The organism is Vibrio sp. GLN_1 (assembly GCF_043106015.1).
GTDB lineage: Bacteria > Pseudomonadota > Gammaproteobacteria > Enterobacterales > Vibrionaceae > Vibrio > Vibrio parahaemolyticus.
The window spans coordinates 52,273-71,732 of sequence record NZ_JBICMD010000035.1; the positions used below are offsets into that span (position 1 = coordinate 52,273).

General features: G+C 43.4%; 17 protein-coding genes and 1 pseudogene. 7 read left to right on the forward strand and 11 right to left on the reverse strand.

The annotated features are described in order from the left end of the window. Positions 1-42 precede the first annotated feature (42 nt). The gene (locus ACF8OV_RS15345) at positions 43-1,167 is read left to right on the forward strand and encodes a flagellin (protein WP_203505148.1); all 1,125 of its coding nucleotides are present in this window, start codon (positions 43-45) and stop codon (positions 1,165-1,167) included. A gap of 93 nt (positions 1,168-1,260) precedes the next feature. Here ACF8OV_RS15345 and crr read toward each other — a convergent pair whose 3' ends face one another. The 5 genes from crr to cysZ all read right to left on the reverse strand — a co-directional run bounded on the left by crr (position 1,261) and on the right by cysZ (position 6,188). After that, positions 1,261-1,770: a PTS glucose transporter subunit IIA gene (gene crr, locus ACF8OV_RS15350; protein ID WP_005382041.1), complete on the reverse strand. Its 510-nt coding sequence runs from the start codon at positions 1,768-1,770 to the stop codon at positions 1,261-1,263. A 121-nt stretch (positions 1,771-1,891) separates the two neighbouring features. Further along, positions 1,892-3,616 (reverse strand): phosphoenolpyruvate-protein phosphotransferase PtsI, encoded by a 1,725-nt coding sequence (gene ptsI, locus ACF8OV_RS15355; protein WP_005489822.1) that lies wholly within the window; start codon positions 3,614-3,616, stop codon positions 1,892-1,894. 140 nt (positions 3,617-3,756) lie between these two features. Beyond that, positions 3,757-4,014 (reverse strand): HPr family phosphocarrier protein, encoded by a 258-nt coding sequence (locus ACF8OV_RS15360; protein WP_005436894.1) that lies wholly within the window; start codon positions 4,012-4,014, stop codon positions 3,757-3,759. Positions 4,015-4,312: 298 nt separating this feature from the next. Then, positions 4,313-5,281 carry a cysteine synthase A gene (gene cysK, locus ACF8OV_RS15365; RefSeq protein ID WP_005489833.1) on the reverse strand — a complete coding sequence of 323 codons (969 nt, stop codon included), beginning with the start codon at positions 5,279-5,281 and terminating at the stop codon, positions 4,313-4,315. Positions 5,282-5,444: 163 nt separating this feature from the next. Beyond that, a complete protein-coding gene (gene cysZ / locus ACF8OV_RS15370; RefSeq protein WP_005489850.1) occupies positions 5,445-6,188 on the reverse strand; it encodes a sulfate transporter CysZ in 744 nt (247 codons plus the stop codon). A 249-nt stretch (positions 6,189-6,437) separates the two neighbouring features. Here cysZ and zipA point away from each other — a divergent pair, with 249 nt between their 5' ends. The 3 genes from zipA (at position 6,438) to ACF8OV_RS15385 (ending at position 11,410) form a co-directional block, all read left to right on the forward strand. Next, positions 6,438-7,388 carry a cell division protein ZipA gene (gene zipA, locus ACF8OV_RS15375; protein ID WP_017448759.1) on the forward strand — a complete coding sequence of 317 codons (951 nt, stop codon included), beginning with the start codon at positions 6,438-6,440 and terminating at the stop codon, positions 7,386-7,388. Positions 7,389-7,477: 89 nt separating this feature from the next. Further along, positions 7,478-9,490, forward strand: a complete 2,013-nt coding sequence (gene ligA / locus ACF8OV_RS15380; protein ID WP_203505146.1) for an NAD-dependent DNA ligase LigA — start codon at positions 7,478-7,480, stop codon at positions 9,488-9,490. 510 nt (positions 9,491-10,000) lie between these two features. After that, on the forward strand, positions 10,001-11,410 hold the full coding sequence (locus ACF8OV_RS15385) for a porin (protein ID WP_005454568.1): 1,410 nt from the start codon (positions 10,001-10,003) through the stop codon (positions 11,408-11,410). Between the two features lie 43 nt (positions 11,411-11,453). Here ACF8OV_RS15385 and ACF8OV_RS15390 read toward each other — a convergent pair whose 3' ends face one another. From ACF8OV_RS15390 to bcsE, 6 genes are all read right to left on the reverse strand, one after another. Then, on the reverse strand, positions 11,454-11,636 hold the full coding sequence (locus tag ACF8OV_RS15390) for a hypothetical protein (RefSeq protein WP_071651861.1): 183 nt from the start codon (positions 11,634-11,636) through the stop codon (positions 11,454-11,456). Positions 11,637-12,176: 540 nt separating this feature from the next. Further along, positions 12,177-12,638 carry an NfeD family protein gene (locus tag ACF8OV_RS15395; RefSeq protein ID WP_005454539.1) on the reverse strand — a complete coding sequence of 154 codons (462 nt, stop codon included), beginning with the start codon at positions 12,636-12,638 and terminating at the stop codon, positions 12,177-12,179. Positions 12,639-12,647: 9 nt separating this feature from the next. Beyond that, entirely contained in the window at positions 12,648-13,565 is a 918-nt protein-coding gene (locus tag ACF8OV_RS15400) for an SPFH domain-containing protein (RefSeq protein ID WP_005454552.1), read from the reverse strand. 158 nt (positions 13,566-13,723) lie between these two features. Continuing rightward, on the reverse strand, positions 13,724-15,349 hold the full coding sequence (bcsG, locus tag ACF8OV_RS15405; protein ID WP_169592680.1) for a cellulose biosynthesis protein BcsG: 1,626 nt from the start codon (positions 15,347-15,349) through the stop codon (positions 13,724-13,726). Then, positions 15,349-15,525, reverse strand: a complete 177-nt coding sequence (locus ACF8OV_RS15410) for a hypothetical protein (RefSeq protein ID WP_169592676.1) — start codon at positions 15,523-15,525, stop codon at positions 15,349-15,351. Before ACF8OV_RS15410 ends, bcsG begins: the two co-directional genes overlap by 1 nt. After that, entirely contained in the window at positions 15,522-17,105 is a 1,584-nt protein-coding gene (gene bcsE, locus ACF8OV_RS15415) for a cellulose biosynthesis protein BcsE (protein WP_317675863.1), read from the reverse strand. Before bcsE ends, ACF8OV_RS15410 begins: the two co-directional genes overlap by 4 nt. Before the next feature lie 270 nt (positions 17,106-17,375). Between bcsE and ACF8OV_RS15420 the strand changes: the two are divergent. The 3 genes and pseudogenes from ACF8OV_RS15420 to bcsQ all read left to right on the forward strand — a co-directional run bounded on the left by ACF8OV_RS15420 (position 17,376) and on the right by bcsQ (position 19,457). Continuing rightward, positions 17,376-18,404 (forward strand): annotated as a pseudogene (locus ACF8OV_RS15420) (IS630 family transposase). 79 nt (positions 18,405-18,483) lie between these two features. Continuing rightward, complete coding sequence (locus tag ACF8OV_RS15425; protein WP_025499879.1) at positions 18,484-18,681, forward strand: hypothetical protein; 198 nt, start codon at positions 18,484-18,486, stop codon at positions 18,679-18,681. Next, complete coding sequence (bcsQ, locus tag ACF8OV_RS15430; RefSeq protein WP_021484815.1) at positions 18,678-19,457, forward strand: cellulose biosynthesis protein BcsQ; 780 nt, start codon at positions 18,678-18,680, stop codon at positions 19,455-19,457. The genes ACF8OV_RS15425 and bcsQ overlap by 4 nt, the downstream gene beginning before the upstream one ends. Positions 19,458-19,460: the final 3 nt, after the last annotated feature.

The window sequence follows — 19,460 nt, forward strand, 5'->3', positions numbered from 1 at the left end:
GCGTCCTAACAGGGTGTTCGACAAGGCATTCATATCGATTAGATGGTCTCTTTAAATACCAATGTTGCCGCAATGATGACGCAGCGACATCTTAGCCAAGCAGCTGATCAAAACGTTGAGTCACAGAGAAACCTGTCTTCGGGATATCGGATTAACTCAGCAAGCGACGATGCTGCAGGCCTACAAATATCTAATACTCTCCATGTTCAAACGAGAGGGATTGATGTCGCCTTAAGGAATGCTCACGATGCCTATTCGGTCGCTCAAACCGCAGAAGGCGCGTTGCATGAGAGCAGTGATATTCTGCAACGGCTACGCTCTCTCGGACTTCAGGCCGCAAATGGCAGCCATGAACAGGATGATCGTAAAAGTCTTCAACAAGAAGTGATTGCACTACAAGATGAATTGGATCGTGTGGCAATCACGACGACATTCGCGGATAAAAACCTCTTCAATGGCTCTTATGGTTCTCAGAGTTTTCATATTGGCGCCAATGCGAACTCCATATCATTGACGCTCAGAAACATGCGTACGCACATACCTGAAATGGGCGGGCAACATTATCTGGGTGACAGTTTAGACAAAGACTGGCGGGTGACGAGAGATAACCAACAGTTCGCGTTTGGATATCAAGACAATGAAGGCCAAGCGCAATCTAAAGTATTAACACTCAAAGTAGGCGATAACCTTGAAGAAGTGGCAACCTACATTAATACCCAGCAATCGGTAGTCGATGCTTCCGTAACGCAAGATCATCAACTGCAGTTTTTTACCTCGACACTGAATGCGCCAGAAGGCATCACATGGAAAGGCAATTTTGCCGATGAGATGGATATAGGTTCCGGTGAGTTGGTGACCGTTGATGATCTCGATATGTCGACAGTAGGAGGCGCTCAGCTTGCCATTGGTGTGGTGGATGCGGCGATAAAGTATGTTGATTCTCATCGCAGTGAAATCGGTGGATTTCAGAATCGTGTGAGTGGCACGATCGATAATTTAAACACCATTAACCGGAGTGTTTCGGAATCAAAAGGGCGAATTCGAGATACAGACTTTGCTCGGGAGTCGACAGTAATGGTGCGCTCTCAGGTGCTGCAGGATGCGACAACTGCATTACTCGCTCAAGCGAAGCAAAGGCCGAGCTCAGCACTAGGCTTGCTCAGTTGAACGTGTTTCAGCGATGCGCATCGGTCAGAAAAAAGTCAGATAATAAAAAACGCTGCCATTGGCAGCGTTTTTTCGTGTTCGGATAAGTAAAAATTACTTAGTTACACGTAGAACTGGAGTTTCACCAACAGTTACAGAACCAGAAAGCTTGTTCAGCTCTTTGATTTCGTCCATGTTAGAGATAACAACTGGAGTTAGTGTTGACTTCGCTTTCTCTTCTAGAAGAGCTAGATCGAATTCAATTACAGTGTCGCCAGCTTTAACAGTTTGACCTTCTTCTGCGATACGCGTGAAGCCTTCGCCTTTAAGTTCAACTGTATCGATACCGAAGTGAACGAAAAGCTCAACACCGTCGTCAGACTCGATAGAGAATGCGTGGTTAGTTTCGAAGATCTTACCGATAGTACCGTTTACAGGAGCTACCATTTTGTTGCCTGCTGGCTTGATAGCAATACCGTCACCAACGATTTTCTCAGCGAAAACAACATCTGGCACATCTTCAATGTTTACGATTTCACCAGATAGTGGTGCGATGATTTCGATTGCACCAGCGTCAGCGCTGTCATCAGATACAAGCTTCTTAAGTTTGTCAAACAGACCCATTGTGTCATGCTCCTAAGGTTTGGTTTTATTCTGTCGAATTATAGTATACCAATATAGCCCATTAGACGACTTTTTTCGCCGTCTAATGGCCATTAAGTATTGAATAACTTGGTACTACTGATTATTGAGTTTTCTCAGCAATGAACTTTTCAACTACTGCTTCAATTTCTGCTGCAGTAGGTAGAGAAAGCGCTTCTTCAGCCATTGCTTTCACTTCTGCGAAGTTAGAGTTACGAATAACTTTCTTCACTTTAGGGATAGAGATACCGCTCATTGAGAACTCATCCAGACCCATACCTAGAAGTAGAAGTGTTGCACGCTCATCGCCTGCAAGCTCACCACACATACCAGTCCACTTACCTTCAGCGTGAGAAGCGTCGATAACTTGCTTGATCACGGTTAGTACAGCTGGTGATAGAGGGTTGTAAAGATGAGAGATCATCTCGTTACCACGGTCTACCGCTAGAGTGTACTGAGTAAGGTCGTTGGTACCGATAGAGAAGAAAGATACTTCCTTCGCTAGGTGGTGTGCGATCGCTGCTGCTGCAGGTGTTTCAACCATTACACCGATTTCGATGTTTTCGTCGAATGCAAGACCTTCAGCACGTAGCTCTGCTTTGTACTCTTCGATTGCGTTCTTAAGCTCGCGGATTTCTTCAACAGAGATGATCATTGGGAACATGATACGTAGCTTACCGTGTGCAGACGCACGTAGGATGCCACGTAGTTGATCACGAAGGATTTCACGACGATCCAAGCTGATACGTACTGCACGCCAACCTAGGAACGGGTTCATCTCTTGAGGTAGATCCATGTATGGTAGATCTTTATCGCCGCCGATATCCATGGTACGGATGATCACAGCTTGACCGTTCATTGCTTCTGCAACTTCTTTGTACGCTTGGTACTGTTCTTCTTCAGTTGGTAGCGCAGTACGGTCCATAAATAGGAATTCAGTACGGTACAGACCAACGCCTTCACCACCGTTACGGATGATACCGTCACAGTCTTTCACTGTACCGATGTTGCCGCAAACTTCTACGCGGTGACCATCTGTTGTTTCTGCGTGTAGGTCTTTAAGTTTTGCTAGCTCTTCTTTCTCAGCTAGGAATGCAGCTTTAACTGCTTTCGCTTCTTCTACTTCAGCTTCTGATGGATTAACAACGATCTTGTTGTTCATCGCGTCAAGAATCAGCATGTCGCCATTCTTAACTTTCTTAGTGATGTCGTTAGTACCAACGATAGCAGGAAGCTCAAGAGAGCGAGCCATGATAGAAGTGTGTGAAGTACGACCACCGATGTCACAAGCAAAACCCAGCACGTAGTCTAGGTTGATTTGCGCTGTTTCAGATGGCGTTAGGTCGTAAGCAACTAGGATAACTTCTTCATTGATGTCGCTTAGCGAAACGATGTTGATGCCTAGTGCGTTCTTCACGAAACGAGAACCGATATCACGGATGTCAGTTGCACGTTCTTTTAGGTATTCGTCGTCTAGAGACTCAAGAGCACATGCTTGCTCTTCGATCACTGAGTGGATAGCGTGATCAGCAGTCATCTTGTCGTTTTTGATAAGTGCTAGGATTTCCTCTTCTAGCTCTTCGTCTTCAAGAAGCATGATATGACCTTCAAAGATCGCTTCTTTTTCTTCGCCGAAAGTTTCAAGCGCTTTTTGCTTGATAGTTTCTAGCTGAGCTGCAGATTTGTTACGAGCGTCAAAGAAACGTGCAACTTCTGCTTCTACTTGATCATCAGAAATAGTGTTTGTGTTTAGGACAATTTCATCTTCTTGAAGTAGTAGTGCTTTACCGATTGCAATACCAGGAGATGCTAGGATGCCTGAAATCATAGCCTTACCTTAAGTTTGGTCAACTTTATAAAACGGGAGAATAATGGGTGCGCTAACGAATAGTTTTAGCTTAGTTTTGAGCCTATTTCCAACGAAGCCATTTTGCTTTCACAAAATGGCTTCTGGAGTAGGAGACCGGATTAGTGTAGTTGGTCCATTAGAGCAACTAGGTGGTCTACAGCTTGCTGAGCTTGTGGGCCTTCAGCAGAAATAGTAACAAGAGTACCTTTTACTAGGCCTAGTGTTTGTAGTTTGAATAGGCTCTTAGCGCTAGCGCTTTTACCGTTAGAAGTCACAGTGATGTCCGCGTCGAATGCTTTAGCTTCTTTAACGAACTGTGCAGCTGGACGAGTGTGAAGACCGTTTTCTGCTGTGATTTCTACTTGCTTCTCGTACATGTGATATACCCCAATAAATGTATTTTTTTGTTAGTTTGTGACTAGATTTAGCTTAACTGCTTTATATCTTGTGCGCTAGCACGGGAGAGTTCAAAGCGTGTCAGTTCTGATACTAGTCAAAAGTTTGGTAACTACGCAACTGTTTGCGTGCGCAATTACTTTGAAACCTTTTTGTGTTCTGCTTCTTTATTTTGAAGCTAGAAATAAAACACCCTGATATTACCAAAGGTAGGGCAGGGATCAACAAAAAAGCCCCTGAACGGGGCTTTTTTAGACGAAAAATTGATTTGACCACATATTATTGTTGGTTCTCTTTTTCGGTAAAGATACCAGCAAATAGCGCCGTACTTAGGTAACGTTCACCTGAGCTTGGCAGAATTGTCACGATGGTTTTTCCTTCAAATTCAGGTAGTTCTGCAATTCGGTTCGCAGCAACGACAGCGGCGCCTGAAGAGATGCCCGCAAGGATGCCTTCTTCTTCCATTAGTCGACGAGCCATCTCAATTGCTTCTTCAGAAGTCACTGGCTCAACTCGGTCGATAATGTCCAAATCTAGGTTTCCAGGAATGAAACCTGCACCGATACCTTGGATTTTATGTGGTGCTGGTTGAATTTCTTCGCCTGCTAGCGCTTGCGCGATTACTGGTGATTCTGCAGGTTCTACAGCAACAGAAGTGATCGCTTTACCTTTCTCACCTTTAATGTAACGGCTTGTACCAGTGATAGTGCCACCCGTACCAACGCCTGCTACTAGCACATCGATTTCACCGTCTGTCGCATCCCAGATTTCAGGGCCAGTTGTTTTCTCGTGAATTTGCGGGTTAGCAGGGTTGTTGAACTGTTGTAGAAGAAGGTATTTTTCAGGATTGCTTGCTACGATCTCTTCTGCTTTAGCAATTGCGCCTTTCATGCCTTTCGCTGCTTCAGTTAGCTCAAGGTTTGCGCCTAGTGCTTTAAGTAGCTTGCGGCGCTCAAGGCTCATTGATTCAGGCATAGTTAGAGTCAATTTGTAACCGCGAGCGGCTGCTACGAACGCTAATGCGATACCTGTGTTACCACTGGTTGGTTCTACTAGCTCTACGCCTGGCTTTAAAGTGCCAGCTTTTTCTGCTTCCCAAATCATGTTTGCACCGATACGGCACTTAACGCTGAAGCTTGGGTTGCGTGCTTCAATTTTCGCTAGAACGTTACCTTTGCTCACTTTGTTTAGGCGAACTAGGGGCGTATTACCAATGGTAAGAGAGTTATCTTCGTAGATTTTGCTCATAGTGATGTTCCTTCATTACACGTTGTGTGAATATGGATAGAAGAATATGCGGTATAAAAAAAAGGGAAAAGGATTAAAAAGTTATATCTTATTAGGTTGGCCGAGAATTTAGTAAAAAGAAAGGGAAGCGCATCGAACAGCCTTCCCTTTCACTAAATTTGACCTAGCGCTGATGTTTAAACTCTGCCACCCACATGGCGGTCGCACCGCATATTGCAACAGGCATGACGATAAGGTTCAAAATTGGAATCGTTGTGAATACTGAAACCAACACACCAAAGCCATAGGCTTTACCTTGCTTTTGTTTCAATTTGTAACGCATGTCGTTGAACGGAATTTTGTGGTTATCGAACGGGTAATCACAATATTGAATCGCGAGCATCCACGCGGTAAAGATAAACCATAAAACCGGGCCAACAGTTTGCCCTAGTGCCGGGATAAGTAAGAGCAAAAACAAGCCAATTGCTTTAGGCAGTATATAAAGCAGTTTTCTCCATTCGCGAGCAAGTACGCGAGGCACATCTTTTAGAACAGCCGTAAAGCCGTCGTCATTAATTTTTTTCCCGGTTAGCGTCTCTTCAACTTTTTCTGCTAACAGCCCGTTGAAGGGAGCGGCAATAAAATTGGCTAACGTGCTAAAGAAATAAGAGAAGGTGGCCAGTATCGTTAGAGCAAGTAGGGGCCACAAGATATACGTGAGCCAAGAGAGAAACTCTGGTAACTGTCCAATCCAACCTTCAATCCACATGTTCAAGTGGGAGAATAGATAGAAGATAGCCCCACCCACGAGAATAATATTTGCTAAAAGTGGTAACACGACAAAACGTCTTATCTCTGGAGAGAGCGCCAATTGAATTCCGTATAGGAAGTAACCGAATCCGGTTCGTTGCTGATTGTTAATCTTCATATCCAATATTTTCGTGTGAGTGAGAACTCATTGTACCTGTCGATGATTTTCTTTCAATGCCCTAACAATTAGGGTCTTGCAAAGTGGAATCGTGGCAAGAATCACAACAAAAAACGGAACTTCTTGCATTAAGTTGTTCTAAACCTACATATAGTTTTGGTAAAGTAAACGTATCATTCAGATTTATTGCACTTGGGTTGCTGCTCAAGGAATTGCGAGTAGTAAAAACAGGTATATTGAGAGTAAATAATGCAGGAATTGCGATTCGTACTCATTGTTGTTGGCGCATTAGCCATCGCGGCATTGCTGTTTCATGGTTTGTGGAGCAGTAAGAAAGAAGGCAAAGCAAAATTTGGCAACAAGCCACTTGGTAAGCTGGATGTTGACCAAGGAGATAAAGATTCGGTTGAGCAAGAGCGCAGTTTCGCCCCTGCCCCTGAAGACGATTTCGAAATCATCCGTAAAGATCGCAAAGAACCAGACTTTGGGATGGAAAATACGTTTGATAGTAAGTTTGAGGCAGATCCCTTGCTTGGTGGTGTGACAGAAGAAAAGCATTCTGTAAAAGAAGAAGCTGAGGAAATCCCTTCTTTTGTCGCGATGAAAAACGATGTTGAAGATGTAGCAATTCAGCCGTCTGAAGTCGAAGAGCCAATGCAAGAGGTGGTTGAAGAAGAGATCATGCCTTCTGCATTTGATGCGCCTAAACAAGAGATGGAAATGGTTGAAGAAGTGGCTCCTGCCGTTGTTGAACAACCAGAAGAACCAAAACCAGAGCCGGAAATGCAAGTGATCGTGTTGAATGTTCATTGTGCAGGCGAAGAGCCATTTATTGGCACTGAACTTTTTGACAGTATGCAGCAAAATGGTCTTATCTATGGCGAGATGCATATCTTCCATCGTCATGTTGATTTATCTGGCAACGGTAAAGTGCTGTTCAGTGTGGCTAACATGATGCATCCGGGCACACTTGAGCATGGTGATCCCGCAGAGTTTTCGACGAAAGGCATTTCCTTCTTTATGACGTTGCCTTGCTATGGCGAAGCTGAGCAAAACTTCAACTTGATGTTGAGAACTGCACAGCAGATTGCGGATGATATGGGAGGGAATGTTCTCGATGACAAGAGAAACTTAATGACTCCTGACCGTTTAGCTGCTTATCGACGCCAAATAGTTGAGTTTAATGCGGCTAACGCATAATCTTACTACCCAATTATAAAAGGGCTCCGATTGGAGCCCTTTTTCATGGATTCCCAACCTCATCGATTGACAATATACGGGGCTTTACTATGTCTGAATCAGTACATCAACGGCTAGAAGAACTCAAAGAGTCGTTGCACTACCACGCCGTTCGCTACTACGTGGAAGATAATCCAGAGATTCCAGATGCAGAATACGACCGCCTAATGCGTGAACTGCTAGAAATTGAAGCTCAACATCCTGATTTAGTGACGGTTGATTCGCCAAGTCAGCGAGTGGGTGGTAAGCCGCTTTCTGAATTTAGTCAGGTGACACACGAAGTCCCAATGTTGTCATTAGATAATGCATTCGACGACAGTGAACTCGACAGCTTCCATAAACGTGCTCAAGACCGAATCGGTGGAGAAAGCATTAAGCAGTATTGTTGTGAACCAAAGCTAGATGGCTTAGCCGTGAGTCTGCTGTATGAAAACGGTATTTTAGTTCAAGCGGCAACGCGTGGTGATGGTACTACGGGTGAAAACATCACTGAAAACGTGCGCACCATTAATGCCATTCCTCTGAAGCTGAGGGGTGATGACTGGCCAGCTCGTCTTGAGGTCCGCGGTGAAGTGTTTATGCCGAAAGCAGGCTTTGAAAAGTTAAATGAGCTTGCGCGTCAGAAGGGCGAAAAAGTATTTGTGAACCCTCGCAATGCAGCAGCAGGCAGTCTACGTCAATTAGATTCGCGTATTACGGCTTCGCGCCCACTTAGCTTCTACGCATACAGTGTTGGAGTTGTGCAAGGGGCTGATTTGGCAGCCAGTCACTATGAGCGTTTTCTGCAGATAAAATCTTGGGGGCTGCCAATGTGTCCAGAGACCAAGCGAGTCGACAGTTTGGCAGACGTAAAAACTTATTATCAAGACATTCTGCAGCGTCGTGATGCATTACCTTACGAAATTGACGGAGTCGTGATCAAAATTGACGATATTGCCGTTCAAGAGCGCCTGGGTTTTGTTGCTCGCGCTCCACGTTGGGCGATCGCATACAAATTCCCGGCTCAAGAAGAAATGACAACATTGAATGAAGTTGAGTTCCAAGTTGGCCGAACGGGAGCGATCACTCCGGTTGCTAAGTTAGAGCCAGTGTTTGTTGGTGGCGTGACGGTGAGTAACGCAACGCTGCATAATGCGGATGAAATTGAGCGCCTTCAAGTAAAGATTGGTGATCAGGTCGTGATTCGTCGTGCTGGCGACGTGATTCCTCAAGTGGTTTCTGTCATCAAAGAGCGTCGACCAGAAACGGCGCGAGATATTATTTTCCCAACTCAGTGTCCTGTTTGTGGTTCGCACGTAGAGCGTATCGAAGGGGAGGCGGTGACTCGATGTACTGGCGGTTTGGTCTGTCAAGCTCAACGTAAGCAAGCGCTCAAGCACTTCGTCTCACGTAAAGCGTTGGATGTTGATGGTTTAGGTGACAAAGTTATCGAGCAATTGGTCGATCGTGAAATGGTAGAAACACCTGCCGATCTGTTCAAGCTTTCGGCTGGCGTATTAACCGTATTGGAGCGCATGGGGCCAAAATCTGCTCAAAACATTGTTAATGCGTTAGAAAAATCGAAGTTAACAACCTTGCCACGTTTCTTATACTCGCTAGGTATTCGAGAAGTGGGCGAGGCAACGGCGGCAAACCTAGCTCAACACTTTAAATCACTGGAAGCGATTCAAGCTGCAACGGAAGAACAACTTATTGCTGTTCAAGATATTGGTGTGGTAGTTGCGAAGCACATTACGACTTTCTTTGAAGAAGAGCAAAACCAAGCTGTTGTTCAAGATCTCCTTGTGCAAGGTATCCACTGGCCAGAAGTTAGTGCACCTGAGCAAGGCGCAGAACTGCCACTAGAAGGTAAAACTGTCGTGCTAACGGGTACACTATCTCAACTTGGACGTACTGAAGCAAAAGAGGCGTTGCAATCTTTGGGTGCAAAAGTCACTGGCAGTGTTTCCAAGAAAACCGATATTTTATTTGCTGGTGAAAATGCAGGTTCTAAGCTCACTAAGGCTCAAGAATTGGGTATCGAGATAAAAACTGAGCAAGACTTGCTTGAATTGATAAATTAAGCACTATCAAAAAAGATAAAAAATAACTAAAAGCCCCACAGGCAAAGCTTGTGGGGCTTTTTCTTTACGCATATTAAGTGTGTTTGTATGTCTTGGTTTTGTGTTTTCTGCGTTTCAGTGATCAGGATCTCCCCTTCGAATATCCGAATTTATTTGTATTCAAGTCTGCGATGCACTTCATGTTGAATGTTTGTGTGGTGATTTAAGTGTTTGAATTTAAATGTATATATTCAATGTTGCGGTGTTGGTGTTAAAAATAAGATCTGGATCAATAACTTATATGGAACTTTGGCGTGGCTCATATTTTTTTAGAAAAAAAATAAGTTCCGTTTGGATGTTTTTAGGTGCGAAGTTAGTCTTAATGGCGTGGATACACGGTGTGTATGCAGGAACTAAAAAAAACCAAATTAGAAATAATGAGGTTTAATCAGGAATTTACTTCTCTCCTTCGGCGGCCAACTAAAGGTGAGATAGAAAAATACAGCTATATCCATTTTTAGGAGTTTTTCCATGGACAAATTTTTTAAGGTTTCAGCGTTAACTGCAGCAATGTTTGGTGTTGTTGCTGTTGCTCCAGCTACTGCATCGACTGAGAGTGCAGCGGGTGGTGAATACGTAGAGAAAGTGAACGAATTTATGCATGACTCTAGTCTTAATGCAATGTTCTTAGTTGACACTCGTTCACGTACACGTACTACAGGTAAACCTGGTGGTGAGAACGGTGACCGTTGGAGCCGTCTAAACTACTCTTCTTACAACGCTATCCTAGACTTCACTTCTGGCTACCACGATGGTTGGGTTGGTGCAGATGTTGCGGCTTACTACTCTGGTGATCTTTACAACGACAGCCTTTACAACTCAAACGAAGGCTACCTATGTAACGAAATCTCAACCTGTAACAACCTAGACTGGGGTGCAGGTGACGGCCAACAACTTAAAGTTTACAAAGCTGCGCTTAAATTCAAAGCAAACGAAAACTTTAACGCTCGTGTAGGTATGCTACAAGCTGGTGGTAACGGTACTATTGGTAACGTATGGAGCTTTGTACCTGGTACTTACCGTGGCTTCGAACTAAACGCTAAGCTAGGCGACTTCAACCTAAGCTACTTCGGTGCAGACCAATTCACAGCACCTTGGCTACTTCACGAAGATGACTACGCACCAGCGCTTTGGTCTGACACTTCATGGAGCTACCTACACTCTCTAGGTCTAAACGGTAACCTAACTGACAGCTTGTTCTTCCAAGTTGGTCTTGGTCAAGCGACTGGCGTTAAATACGCAAATGGTATCGACTGGGGTGCAGGTCAAGTAACTAGCTACCACAACGAAACTGACAACACATCTTACAAAGCTTACTTGAAGTACACAGTAAGTGACCGTACAACTCTTGCATTTGACTTCTACGGTGTTGATGACGATGTGAAATACGATGGTCTAGGTTTCCATACTGGTCTATCTTTGAACCAGTCTTTCGGCAAGCTAGCATGGATGTCTGAACTACGTTACACAGACACAGACAACCGTTCTGACTTCGTTCCACGTACGATCCATACTTACGGTATGAACAACGGTACTTGGTCTCAGTGGTGGGATGCTCTATCTGACTGGAACAAAGCGGGCGAGCTAGCATGGTACAACCGTCTATCTTACAACCAAGGTAACGGCTGGAACTACTACTTAGGCTTTGGTTACGGTTCTGGTGCTGACTCAGCTGCAAGCGGTGCATCTGGTGACTGGGATTACGAAAGCGAGTACGCATTCAACGCAACAGTATCTTACTCTCTACAGAGTGGTGCGCTTAAAGGCTCTACAATCCGTCTGCACGGTACAATCCTAGAGCGTGACGAGTACGCTGGTGCTGGCGACGCGGACGAGACAGACCTACGTCTACAAGTTCTTATCCCTTACAGCTTCCACTAATCAATTAGTGAATAATCAAAAAGGAGCCTAATGGCTCCTTTTTCTATTTTACTTCTCTGCCGTCATACATTTTGCAATATAACGGTGGCAGCATGTGGACATTACCATTTGGTAATTCGCATTTCACTTCAGGTGCTAATGTTCTTCCTCCTGAAGCGCCATTTGCTTGAATAGTAAATGGAATTGTAGCTGAACATATTAATAGTATTCCGGCTAATAATTTCATAACGATCACCCTCTATGTTTAAGACTTTATTACGCCTGTTACCCAAAGTTTGTGTATTTGGCGTGCTAAGTGCTCAAACAAAAACATGTCTCTCTACCTTAATACCGCTCACACATACCGCAGTAAATGGTGTCACCCATTGTGTGTCCAACCGCGCTGGAACAAACTCTGCCTTTGGCATGGTGAGGACCAACTCAGTTATCAATAAAACGGTAGGAAAGACTTTTCTACTTACCTAAAATATAAGCATTTACCTTTATGCTTATGGATTAAGTATGTATAGGGAGTTGGAAAGATCAAAAATTAATTCAACACTGTTTTATTTTTTATATTGAAATTAGATTGAAAATGACTGGAAGCAGTGAACTATCTTTTTGATTAATTCTTAGTTGATGAATATCAATAGGATTTACAAGATGGAATTTAATAATATTTATATTACTTATTTTCTAAGGACAAATTGAATAACACGATGAAATAAAAAGAATTGAGAGAAAAGAAAGTAATGAAGCAGTCTTTACTTCATTACTTTGACATAAATTACTCAGAAATAGGCTCCACAATGAGGATTATTCCATCGATCGCGACGATTTTTACACGAGTACCAGCTCGGATATTTTGCTCACATTGTGCTGACCAGGTGGTATCGGCGATGCGAATTCTGTTTAACCCAATTGAAAAATCTTCCTCAAGTATCACGCTGCGGCCAATCAACTGCTTGTACTTTTGGTTGAGATCTCTTGTTTGATCATCTTGTTTGTCTCTTGACCACTGGCGTCGCCACCATAACCAAGTTGTCAGCAAGCTGAAAGTCGCGAAAGATAGCCATTGAAGTTGCCAGCCGAAAGGGAGCACTGCCAATAACGCTCCCACTAATAACGCCGATAACCCCAACCACAGAAAGTAACCCGCTGTACCAAGTAGCTCAACGGCAAGCAGCACAAAGCCGAATGCAAGCCAGTGCCAAAATGTTATGCCATCAAGCAGGTTGAACAAGTCCATAACTGGGTCCTAATCTTTATTTTGTTGTTTAAACATTTCTGCGATGCCCGCAACAGAGCCCATGAGTCCGGTTGCTTCCAAAGGTAGCATAATGATTTTTCCGTTTTCAGCTTGACCAATACTCTTGAGAGCTTCTGTGTAGCCTTGCGCGATGAAGTAATTAACGGCTTGCATATCGCCTTTTGCGATGGCTTCGGAAACCATGTAAGTCGCTTTTGCTTCCGCTTGAGCAGCACGCTCACGCGCTTCAGCATGGAGGATAGCAGACTGTTTTTCACCTTCTGCTTTTAAAATCTGCGATTGTTTGTGACCTTCTGCTTTGAGGATTTCTGCCTGACGGACACCTTCAGCCTCGAGAATTTCAGCACGTTTATTACGCTCTGCTTTCATCTGAGCGTTCATTGCTGCAGTTAGATCGGCTGGTGGCTGAACATCTTTGATTTCAATACGCGTGACTTTTACGCCCCAAGGGTTTGTTGCTTGGTCCACAATCGCTAGCAGCTTGGTATTGATCATGTCACGTTGGCTCAGCATTTCATCGAGTTCCATCGATCCAAGTACGGTACGAATATTCGTTAGCGTTAGATTACGAATCGCGTGTTCTAAATCGTTTACTTCGTAAGCCGCCTTAGCCGCATCGATAACTTGAACGAAACCAACTGCATCGATCACCACGTTTGCGTTATCTTTTGAAATGACCTCTTGTGCTGGAATATCAAGCACACGTTCCATCATATTTACTTTTTGACCAATTTTATCAACGAATGGAATGATCAAGTTTAAGCCCGGCTTTAATGTGTGGGTGTAGCGTCCAAAGCGTTCAACTGTCCAGTTGTTTCCTTGTGGAACCGTTTTGATGGCTGAAGACAAGATAACGACAGCGAGGACGACGAAAATACCGATAGTGATCAGTGAATCGATAGGCATGATTTATTCCCTTGAGTGCATAATAACTGATTCATTTTCACGCATTTTTGGGTTGTAGACAATCGAAGATGTTGAGAAGAAACGATAGCGGGGCGATTTTAGGCAAAACAAAGGCCGGAAGTTCCGGCCTTAGGCAGCATCGTATGGTTTAGTTGGAACTACTTTGTTGGGTATTCAATCCAACTAGAACCATCAAGAGAAACATAATACTTTCCTTGTACTTCAATCACAGTAGAACCGGAGTTCTGCGCGACAATGCGTGTTTCTGGTAGGTTCTCCGTCAATATTGAAGGGCTAAACGTCTTACTTTGATAAATGTTTTTATCCAGAATATTCGACACGAGCTGTGACAACGCCAGATAGCTAGAGGGCGCATTGACGTGTTCTGTGCTGCCCTGACGTTGAATTCCTTCTCCGAAGATTTTAATTCCTACCGGGGTGTGAACGATCGTTGGCGCAGGAATTTCTCGCATACCTGAAATCTGCATTCGGTCTCCTCGCATACCACCACCATGTTCTGGTACCAAGGCCACAACAATGTTGCGCTTTGAGGACTCTAAGGTTTTAAAGAACGCGTAGAGATCATCAAGCAAATTCTTAAGGCGCATTTTGTAGCTAGCAATGGATGTGCTTGAATTCGTATTGATGATCCGGTTTCCATCGTGCAGTGAAATTGAGTTGTAGAGTGCCACGACTTTGTCGTCACTACTGTTAAGTCTTTGCTGCCACCAGTTATCCAGTACTTGCTTATCGCGGAAGATCGAAGAGCCATCAAAAGATTTTTGGTAAGGAGCCAAACCTTCTTGAGACATAAGAGCCGCTTGTAAGTCACCGTCTTTCTTGATCAATTCAAGGAAGCTATCGAAGACACCATTGTGGTTCATCAGTAAATTTTCTTTGAAGCCTAGCTCTTTCAAACTTTCGAACAAGTAGCACTGTTTTGAAGGTGCGGGTTGGAACAGTTGACTGTGTTCCTGTTGACCGCAATTGGCTCGTAGCAGACGAATGACCGCAGGCCCGCTGTATGACGTAGCGGAACTAAAATTGTCGAACATGATGTCAAACTCTTTGAACAGAGGATGATCGGCCAGTCCTGCAATTTCGATGTCATCCCACGCGACCGAACAAATACTCAAGAACAACAAATCAAAAGGAGCATCCATTGCGCTGCTAGTATCGAATGTCACACGTCGAGAAGCTTCTTTAGAAAAGAAATCTGCAGTTAACGTGTTGAGACTTGCATCGTTAATTTCCGTTATTTGAGGTTGTTTGCTAGCAGTAACCTCGGTTGGTGGCTGTTGTTGAGTTACTTCTGCAGCCACTGTTGTCGGAAGTTCCGTCGTCATTGGCATACTTATATAGATCATAGCAATAACCACAAAGACTGAAACTCTAACGAACTTGCTCAAAATAAAGTACGCACCACACAAAGCGAGCAATCCGAGAATTGCTTGGAATGATAAAAATCGTCCCAAAAGTTCGACCAGATAACTCAATTCAAACTGCATTAATTGTCCCGCTTGAGCCCAAAGACGGTCTAGCGGAGGGAGATAAGAATCGTAATGCAAGAGCCACGCTGCGGCGACAAATACAACGATATGACGCACCGTATTTAGGCTTTTTATCGAGATTGGCAGCAGGATGAAGATCAACAGCGCAAAGTTTTCCATTGGGTGGAAATCGATGATTCCCTGAAAATAGAGCGCTATTTTTGCGATAAAGTAAATGTTCCACCAGCCCAATCCTATAGTGAAGGGGGTAGAGTCATGAGAATGCGATGTCATTACTTAAGCTTCTTGGTGTTAGTGGTTGATGTATCTAGCTCAAAATAGCGCGAGCGTTTTAAGTGCTTGTGGTAAAAGCGTGTGGTTGCGTTTACTAGGTCACGAAGAAAGTATCCTAGGAGTAGGCCAATACCTAAGCTGATACTCGCGGTCAGTAAAAAGTCGTTAATATTCATGAACTTTCCTTAAGATCAATGGCCTTTTTGACAGCAAACAAAGGGAGAACATCAACCATGGAATTGGTGGTGGTATGGAATATTTCCCTCTCTGTCGTCAAGGTTGAAACGTCATCGGATATGACGGCTTCATCTTGAACGATGAATTTTAGCTCTGTTTCGATATCTAATTGAGTATCAAACGTGTGAGTTGAGTGAAACAAGTCTCTCACTGGAAACTCAAATATATTGTTTAGTGCAATATCAATATCGCTTTGTCGAATAGCACTGAACAAGACATATAGAGCTTTTTTGCAGGCTGTCACAACGTCGCCATCTCTTCGAATATGGCAAAGACGTAAACATTCCTCTGCCGTCATGCCTGGCAATAAGTTCAGCTTGATGAGCGCAAAGTTCACACTTGAGTGTGTTGAATGGGAAATGACGTCAATACAGTATTGGTTAAAGTCCTGGTTTTGTAAGTAGCCTTTGCTACCAAACTTAAGGTCATACTTTAAGAGCGCCTCTAAACTGTCAGGAATTGGGCGTGTAAGCATTTGGCCTTGAATTGCTTCAACCTGAGTCATAAAGCGCATATGGGGGATCTGCGCATGTGAAATGAAGTTCGCCCCCGCGCGAAGTAAGAACTTTTCATCTGCATATCTCAGACATTGTTGGGTCTCCCTGACAATAATCTTTAGCTGACGACCATATGCGGACCTTAAACGGTAGCAATCTAACGCGATCTGTTGAACTTCGCTTTGGTTATCACAGCTGAAAACAATAGTTGAAGAGCGAGGGTTGTTTAACATCGCTATGAGTTCTTGATTACTCTCGGCCATACGCATCCCTTTTGGGGCTTTCTCGTTTTCTCTGAAGGCTCTTCTACTGATATATATTCTATCACTATCCGATTTGTCTTCCGGTATGACACGAGATTGATGCGTTTCGTAAGGCGTTGCTTTTAGCTTCTTATCTTTAGTGCTAGAGAGAAGGTACTCGTCTTGGGAAATTACACCGTGTTTATTGGACCAAAAATCCACAAGATAGCAGTAGCGAGCGTCATCTAATGATGTCATGGTCGCCAAACCTGCAATGTATCTATTATGAGAAATCAGAATGGGCTTTAATAGTGAAGTCGTCAGATGCCCATATATACAAACACTAATAGTGAGTTTTTTATTATTTGCCAGTTCATTTAAGTTTTGTAGGAAAATACTTACAAAATAATCGTCACTTGATGATACCAGTGAATCTGGAACTACTAATATATATGTAGAGAGTTTCTTTATATTTGTTTGATGAATATCTTTTGCAAGCTTTATAGCGTTTGGCGCTTTATTTGTGAATTTGTGGCTAAGAAAAAAACACTGTTCAAGATAATTTTTAGATAAGTCATTGAATTTGCATAAGGCCTCATCATTCAATGCAGACAAAAAAGTTTCCTTGTCTGTAAAGCTTGTAAGTGAAGTGTTGTTATTTGCTGGTAGCGTACTGAACAAATAATCAATAACCATTTGCTTATGTGTAAATAAGTTTACATAAACAGAATTTATCTCTCGTTCAGAAGTAATTGCGGATAACCCGGAGATTGCTGACATCAAAAGGCCTTATAATCAATGGTTTACTGTTGTTGTGCGTTGTGGCTTACAATCCGCTGTATGCTAATCGTTACAATGTTACTTTTCTTGGCGACAAGAAAATGACGCCGAGATATTAAACGAAATTGATCAAAAATTAAAATAGTTATAGCATTGTTTCATATGATGTTTATAAGTTTAAACTCAATAATTTGCAAGTCTATGATTTACTATACCCGTGATCATTGAAGATGCTTGATTTTTCCTTAAAGCAGGATCATGCTACGCACCATGAAAATAATACTGACTCCTCAACAGAAACAACAACTCGAAGTGATGCACGATTCAACTCGTGATGGTCGAGTGCGTGACCGCATCAAAGCGGTTTTACTTGCGTCTGAAGGCTGGAGTCAAACGATGATTTCTTAAGCGCTTCGTATTCATGAATCGACCGTTGCTCGTCATCTCAGTGACTATGTCCTCTCTGAAAAACTTAAGCCTGAAAATGGTGGTAGCCAGAGCCGACTTTCTGCTGAGCAAACCATGCAGCTTATCGAACATTTATCCGAGAAGACGTACTTTCATACCCATCAAATAGTCGCTTATGTGAAAGCCGAGTTTGGTATTCGCTATACCGTTGCAGGCATGAACAAATGGCTACATCATCACGGCTTTTCATATAAGAAGCCGAAAGGTGTACCGCACAAGTTTAATCCAGAGATGCAGCAAGCCTTTATCGAATACTACAACGAGACGCTAAGAAACAGCGAAGACCCTGTGTTATTTATGGATGCCGTTCATCCTACGCAGTCAACAAAACTCAGTTATGGCTGGATACGTAAAGGCCAAGACAAAGTGATTGAGACAACAGGCAGTCGAACTCGTCTTAATATTATCGGTGCGTTACCGCTTCAAAATATTGGCGCAACGGTGACAGACACGTATGACACGATAAACAGCGAGAGCATTGTTCGCTTCTTCTGGAAGCTCAAAAAGGAGCATTATCCGTTGGAGCAAAAAGTTCACCTAGTGCTTGATGGTGCCGCCTATCATCAGTCAGAGTTGGTGAAAAATGCGGCAAAAGTGCTCAATATCGAGCTTCATTACTTACCGCCTTACAGTCCAAATTTAAATCCAATAGAGCGGCTTTGGAAAGTGATGAATGAGCATGTGAGGAACAATATTTACTTCTCCTCCAAGCCAGAATTTACTTCAGCCATCAAAGAGTTTTTCGATGTAACGTTACCAGAAGTTGCAGGTACACTCGTATCCAGAATTACGGATAATTTTCAGATATTGAAACCTGTATCTTCAAGTTGAACGGGTATATACTGCAAAGAGTAACTGGCGGGATTGCCATTACCGCAGTTTAAACACCGTTATATTGTGAAAAAATGTTATGACTGAGTCTGCAAAAGATATTAATTCGATCTACTCTTCTTATAACTTATCTCAACATAAGTATATTGAAACAACAGAAAACGAGTCTTACGTGCAAGCTAAAAATAAGTGGTTGGTCTTTCAAGCCAACAGTGCTCGTAATGCTCTGCCTCAAGTGCGTAATAAGCAGAAAGGTTTAGAAACGGAAGCGATATGAAACGCCTTCTTTTTGTTAGTTTAAAAGGTGGTTGTGGCTCAACTACCGTCGCTGCGAACTTGGCACAAGCATTAGTTAAGATAAACAAACAGGTACTGGCCATTGAGGTGGTGCCTAACAGTTTACTGCAAACTCATCTTGGCTTGCCCCAGGAAGAGAAAGATGGCTGGGCGAAACAACTTCTTTCAGATAAACCTTGGACCCAGGCTGGTTATGAAAGCCCACAAGGTGCACTTTTTTTACCGTTTGGCCATCTGAATTCTGAGCAGTTAAAAGCGTTCTTTAACGAGCGTTCTCACTACCTATCAATGCTAGGTGAAATGACGTTGCAAGTGAGCGAAAACCGTGGTGAGCAGTGGCTGCTTTTTCACGCCGACTTAGCAGAGCTTACTGATCCTGAAGTGCGATCTTTTGTCGACTCAATGGATATGATTGTGGTGGTGGTAACGGCAGATGCCCTGAGTTATCTCACTCTTCAATCTTGGCTACAACATGAAGAGCTATCGAGATTGCTTCGCTCTGACAAATTACGTTTTTTGGTGAATAAGTATCAGCCAGAAACCGAAATTGGTCGTGATTTCATGTTGGTGCTGAAAAAGGAACTTAGCGAATCGTTGATTCCTGTTTCGATTCATCGAGATACGGCATTGCTTGAATGTGTGGCAAACCTGACGACCGTTCAACACTATTCGCCATCGAGCCAAGCCGCAAAAGATTTTCAGTCTTTTGCTTTTTGGTGTGTATCAGCGTTATCAAGCGCTCAGGACCAAAGCTAATTT

What these genes read in the sequence shown, in the direction of transcription:
- ptsI (WP_005489822.1), bottom strand. Translation starts at nt 3,616, where the DNA reads ATGATTTCAGGCATCCTAGCATCTCCTGGTATTGCAATCGGTAAAGCA.
- ACF8OV_RS15410 (WP_169592676.1), bottom strand. Translation starts at nt 15,525, where the DNA reads ATGAATATTAACGACTTTTTACTGACCGCGAGTATCAGCTTAGGTATT.
- bcsQ (WP_021484815.1), top strand. Translation starts at nt 18,678, where the DNA reads ATGAAACGCCTTCTTTTTGTTAGTTTAAAAGGTGGTTGTGGCTCAACT.
- ACF8OV_RS15390 (WP_071651861.1), bottom strand. Translation starts at nt 11,636, where the DNA reads ATGAAATTATTAGCCGGAATACTATTAATATGTTCAGCTACAATTCCA.
- cysK (WP_005489833.1), bottom strand. Translation starts at nt 5,281, where the DNA reads ATGAGCAAAATCTACGAAGATAACTCTCTTACCATTGGTAATACGCCC.
- ACF8OV_RS15400 (WP_005454552.1), bottom strand. Translation starts at nt 13,565, where the DNA reads ATGCCTATCGATTCACTGATCACTATCGGTATTTTCGTCGTCCTCGCT.
- ACF8OV_RS15395 (WP_005454539.1), bottom strand. Translation starts at nt 12,638, where the DNA reads ATGGACTTGTTCAACCTGCTTGATGGCATAACATTTTGGCACTGGCTT.
- ACF8OV_RS15360 (WP_005436894.1), bottom strand. Translation starts at nt 4,014, where the DNA reads ATGTACGAGAAGCAAGTAGAAATCACAGCAGAAAACGGTCTTCACACT.
- zipA (WP_017448759.1), top strand. Translation starts at nt 6,438, where the DNA reads ATGCAGGAATTGCGATTCGTACTCATTGTTGTTGGCGCATTAGCCATC.
- bcsE (WP_317675863.1), bottom strand. Translation starts at nt 17,105, where the DNA reads ATGTCAGCAATCTCCGGGTTATCCGCAATTACTTCTGAACGAGAGATA.
- ligA (WP_203505146.1), top strand. Translation starts at nt 7,478, where the DNA reads ATGTCTGAATCAGTACATCAACGGCTAGAAGAACTCAAAGAGTCGTTG.
- ACF8OV_RS15385 (WP_005454568.1), top strand. Translation starts at nt 10,001, where the DNA reads ATGGACAAATTTTTTAAGGTTTCAGCGTTAACTGCAGCAATGTTTGGT.
- cysZ (WP_005489850.1), bottom strand. Translation starts at nt 6,188, where the DNA reads ATGAAGATTAACAATCAGCAACGAACCGGATTCGGTTACTTCCTATAC.
- ACF8OV_RS15425 (WP_025499879.1), top strand. Translation starts at nt 18,484, where the DNA reads ATGACTGAGTCTGCAAAAGATATTAATTCGATCTACTCTTCTTATAAC.
- ACF8OV_RS15345 (WP_203505148.1), top strand. Translation starts at nt 43, where the DNA reads ATGGTCTCTTTAAATACCAATGTTGCCGCAATGATGACGCAGCGACAT.
- bcsG (WP_169592680.1), bottom strand. Translation starts at nt 15,349, where the DNA reads ATGACATCGCATTCTCATGACTCTACCCCCTTCACTATAGGATTGGGC.
- crr (WP_005382041.1), bottom strand. Translation starts at nt 1,770, where the DNA reads ATGGGTCTGTTTGACAAACTTAAGAAGCTTGTATCTGATGACAGCGCT.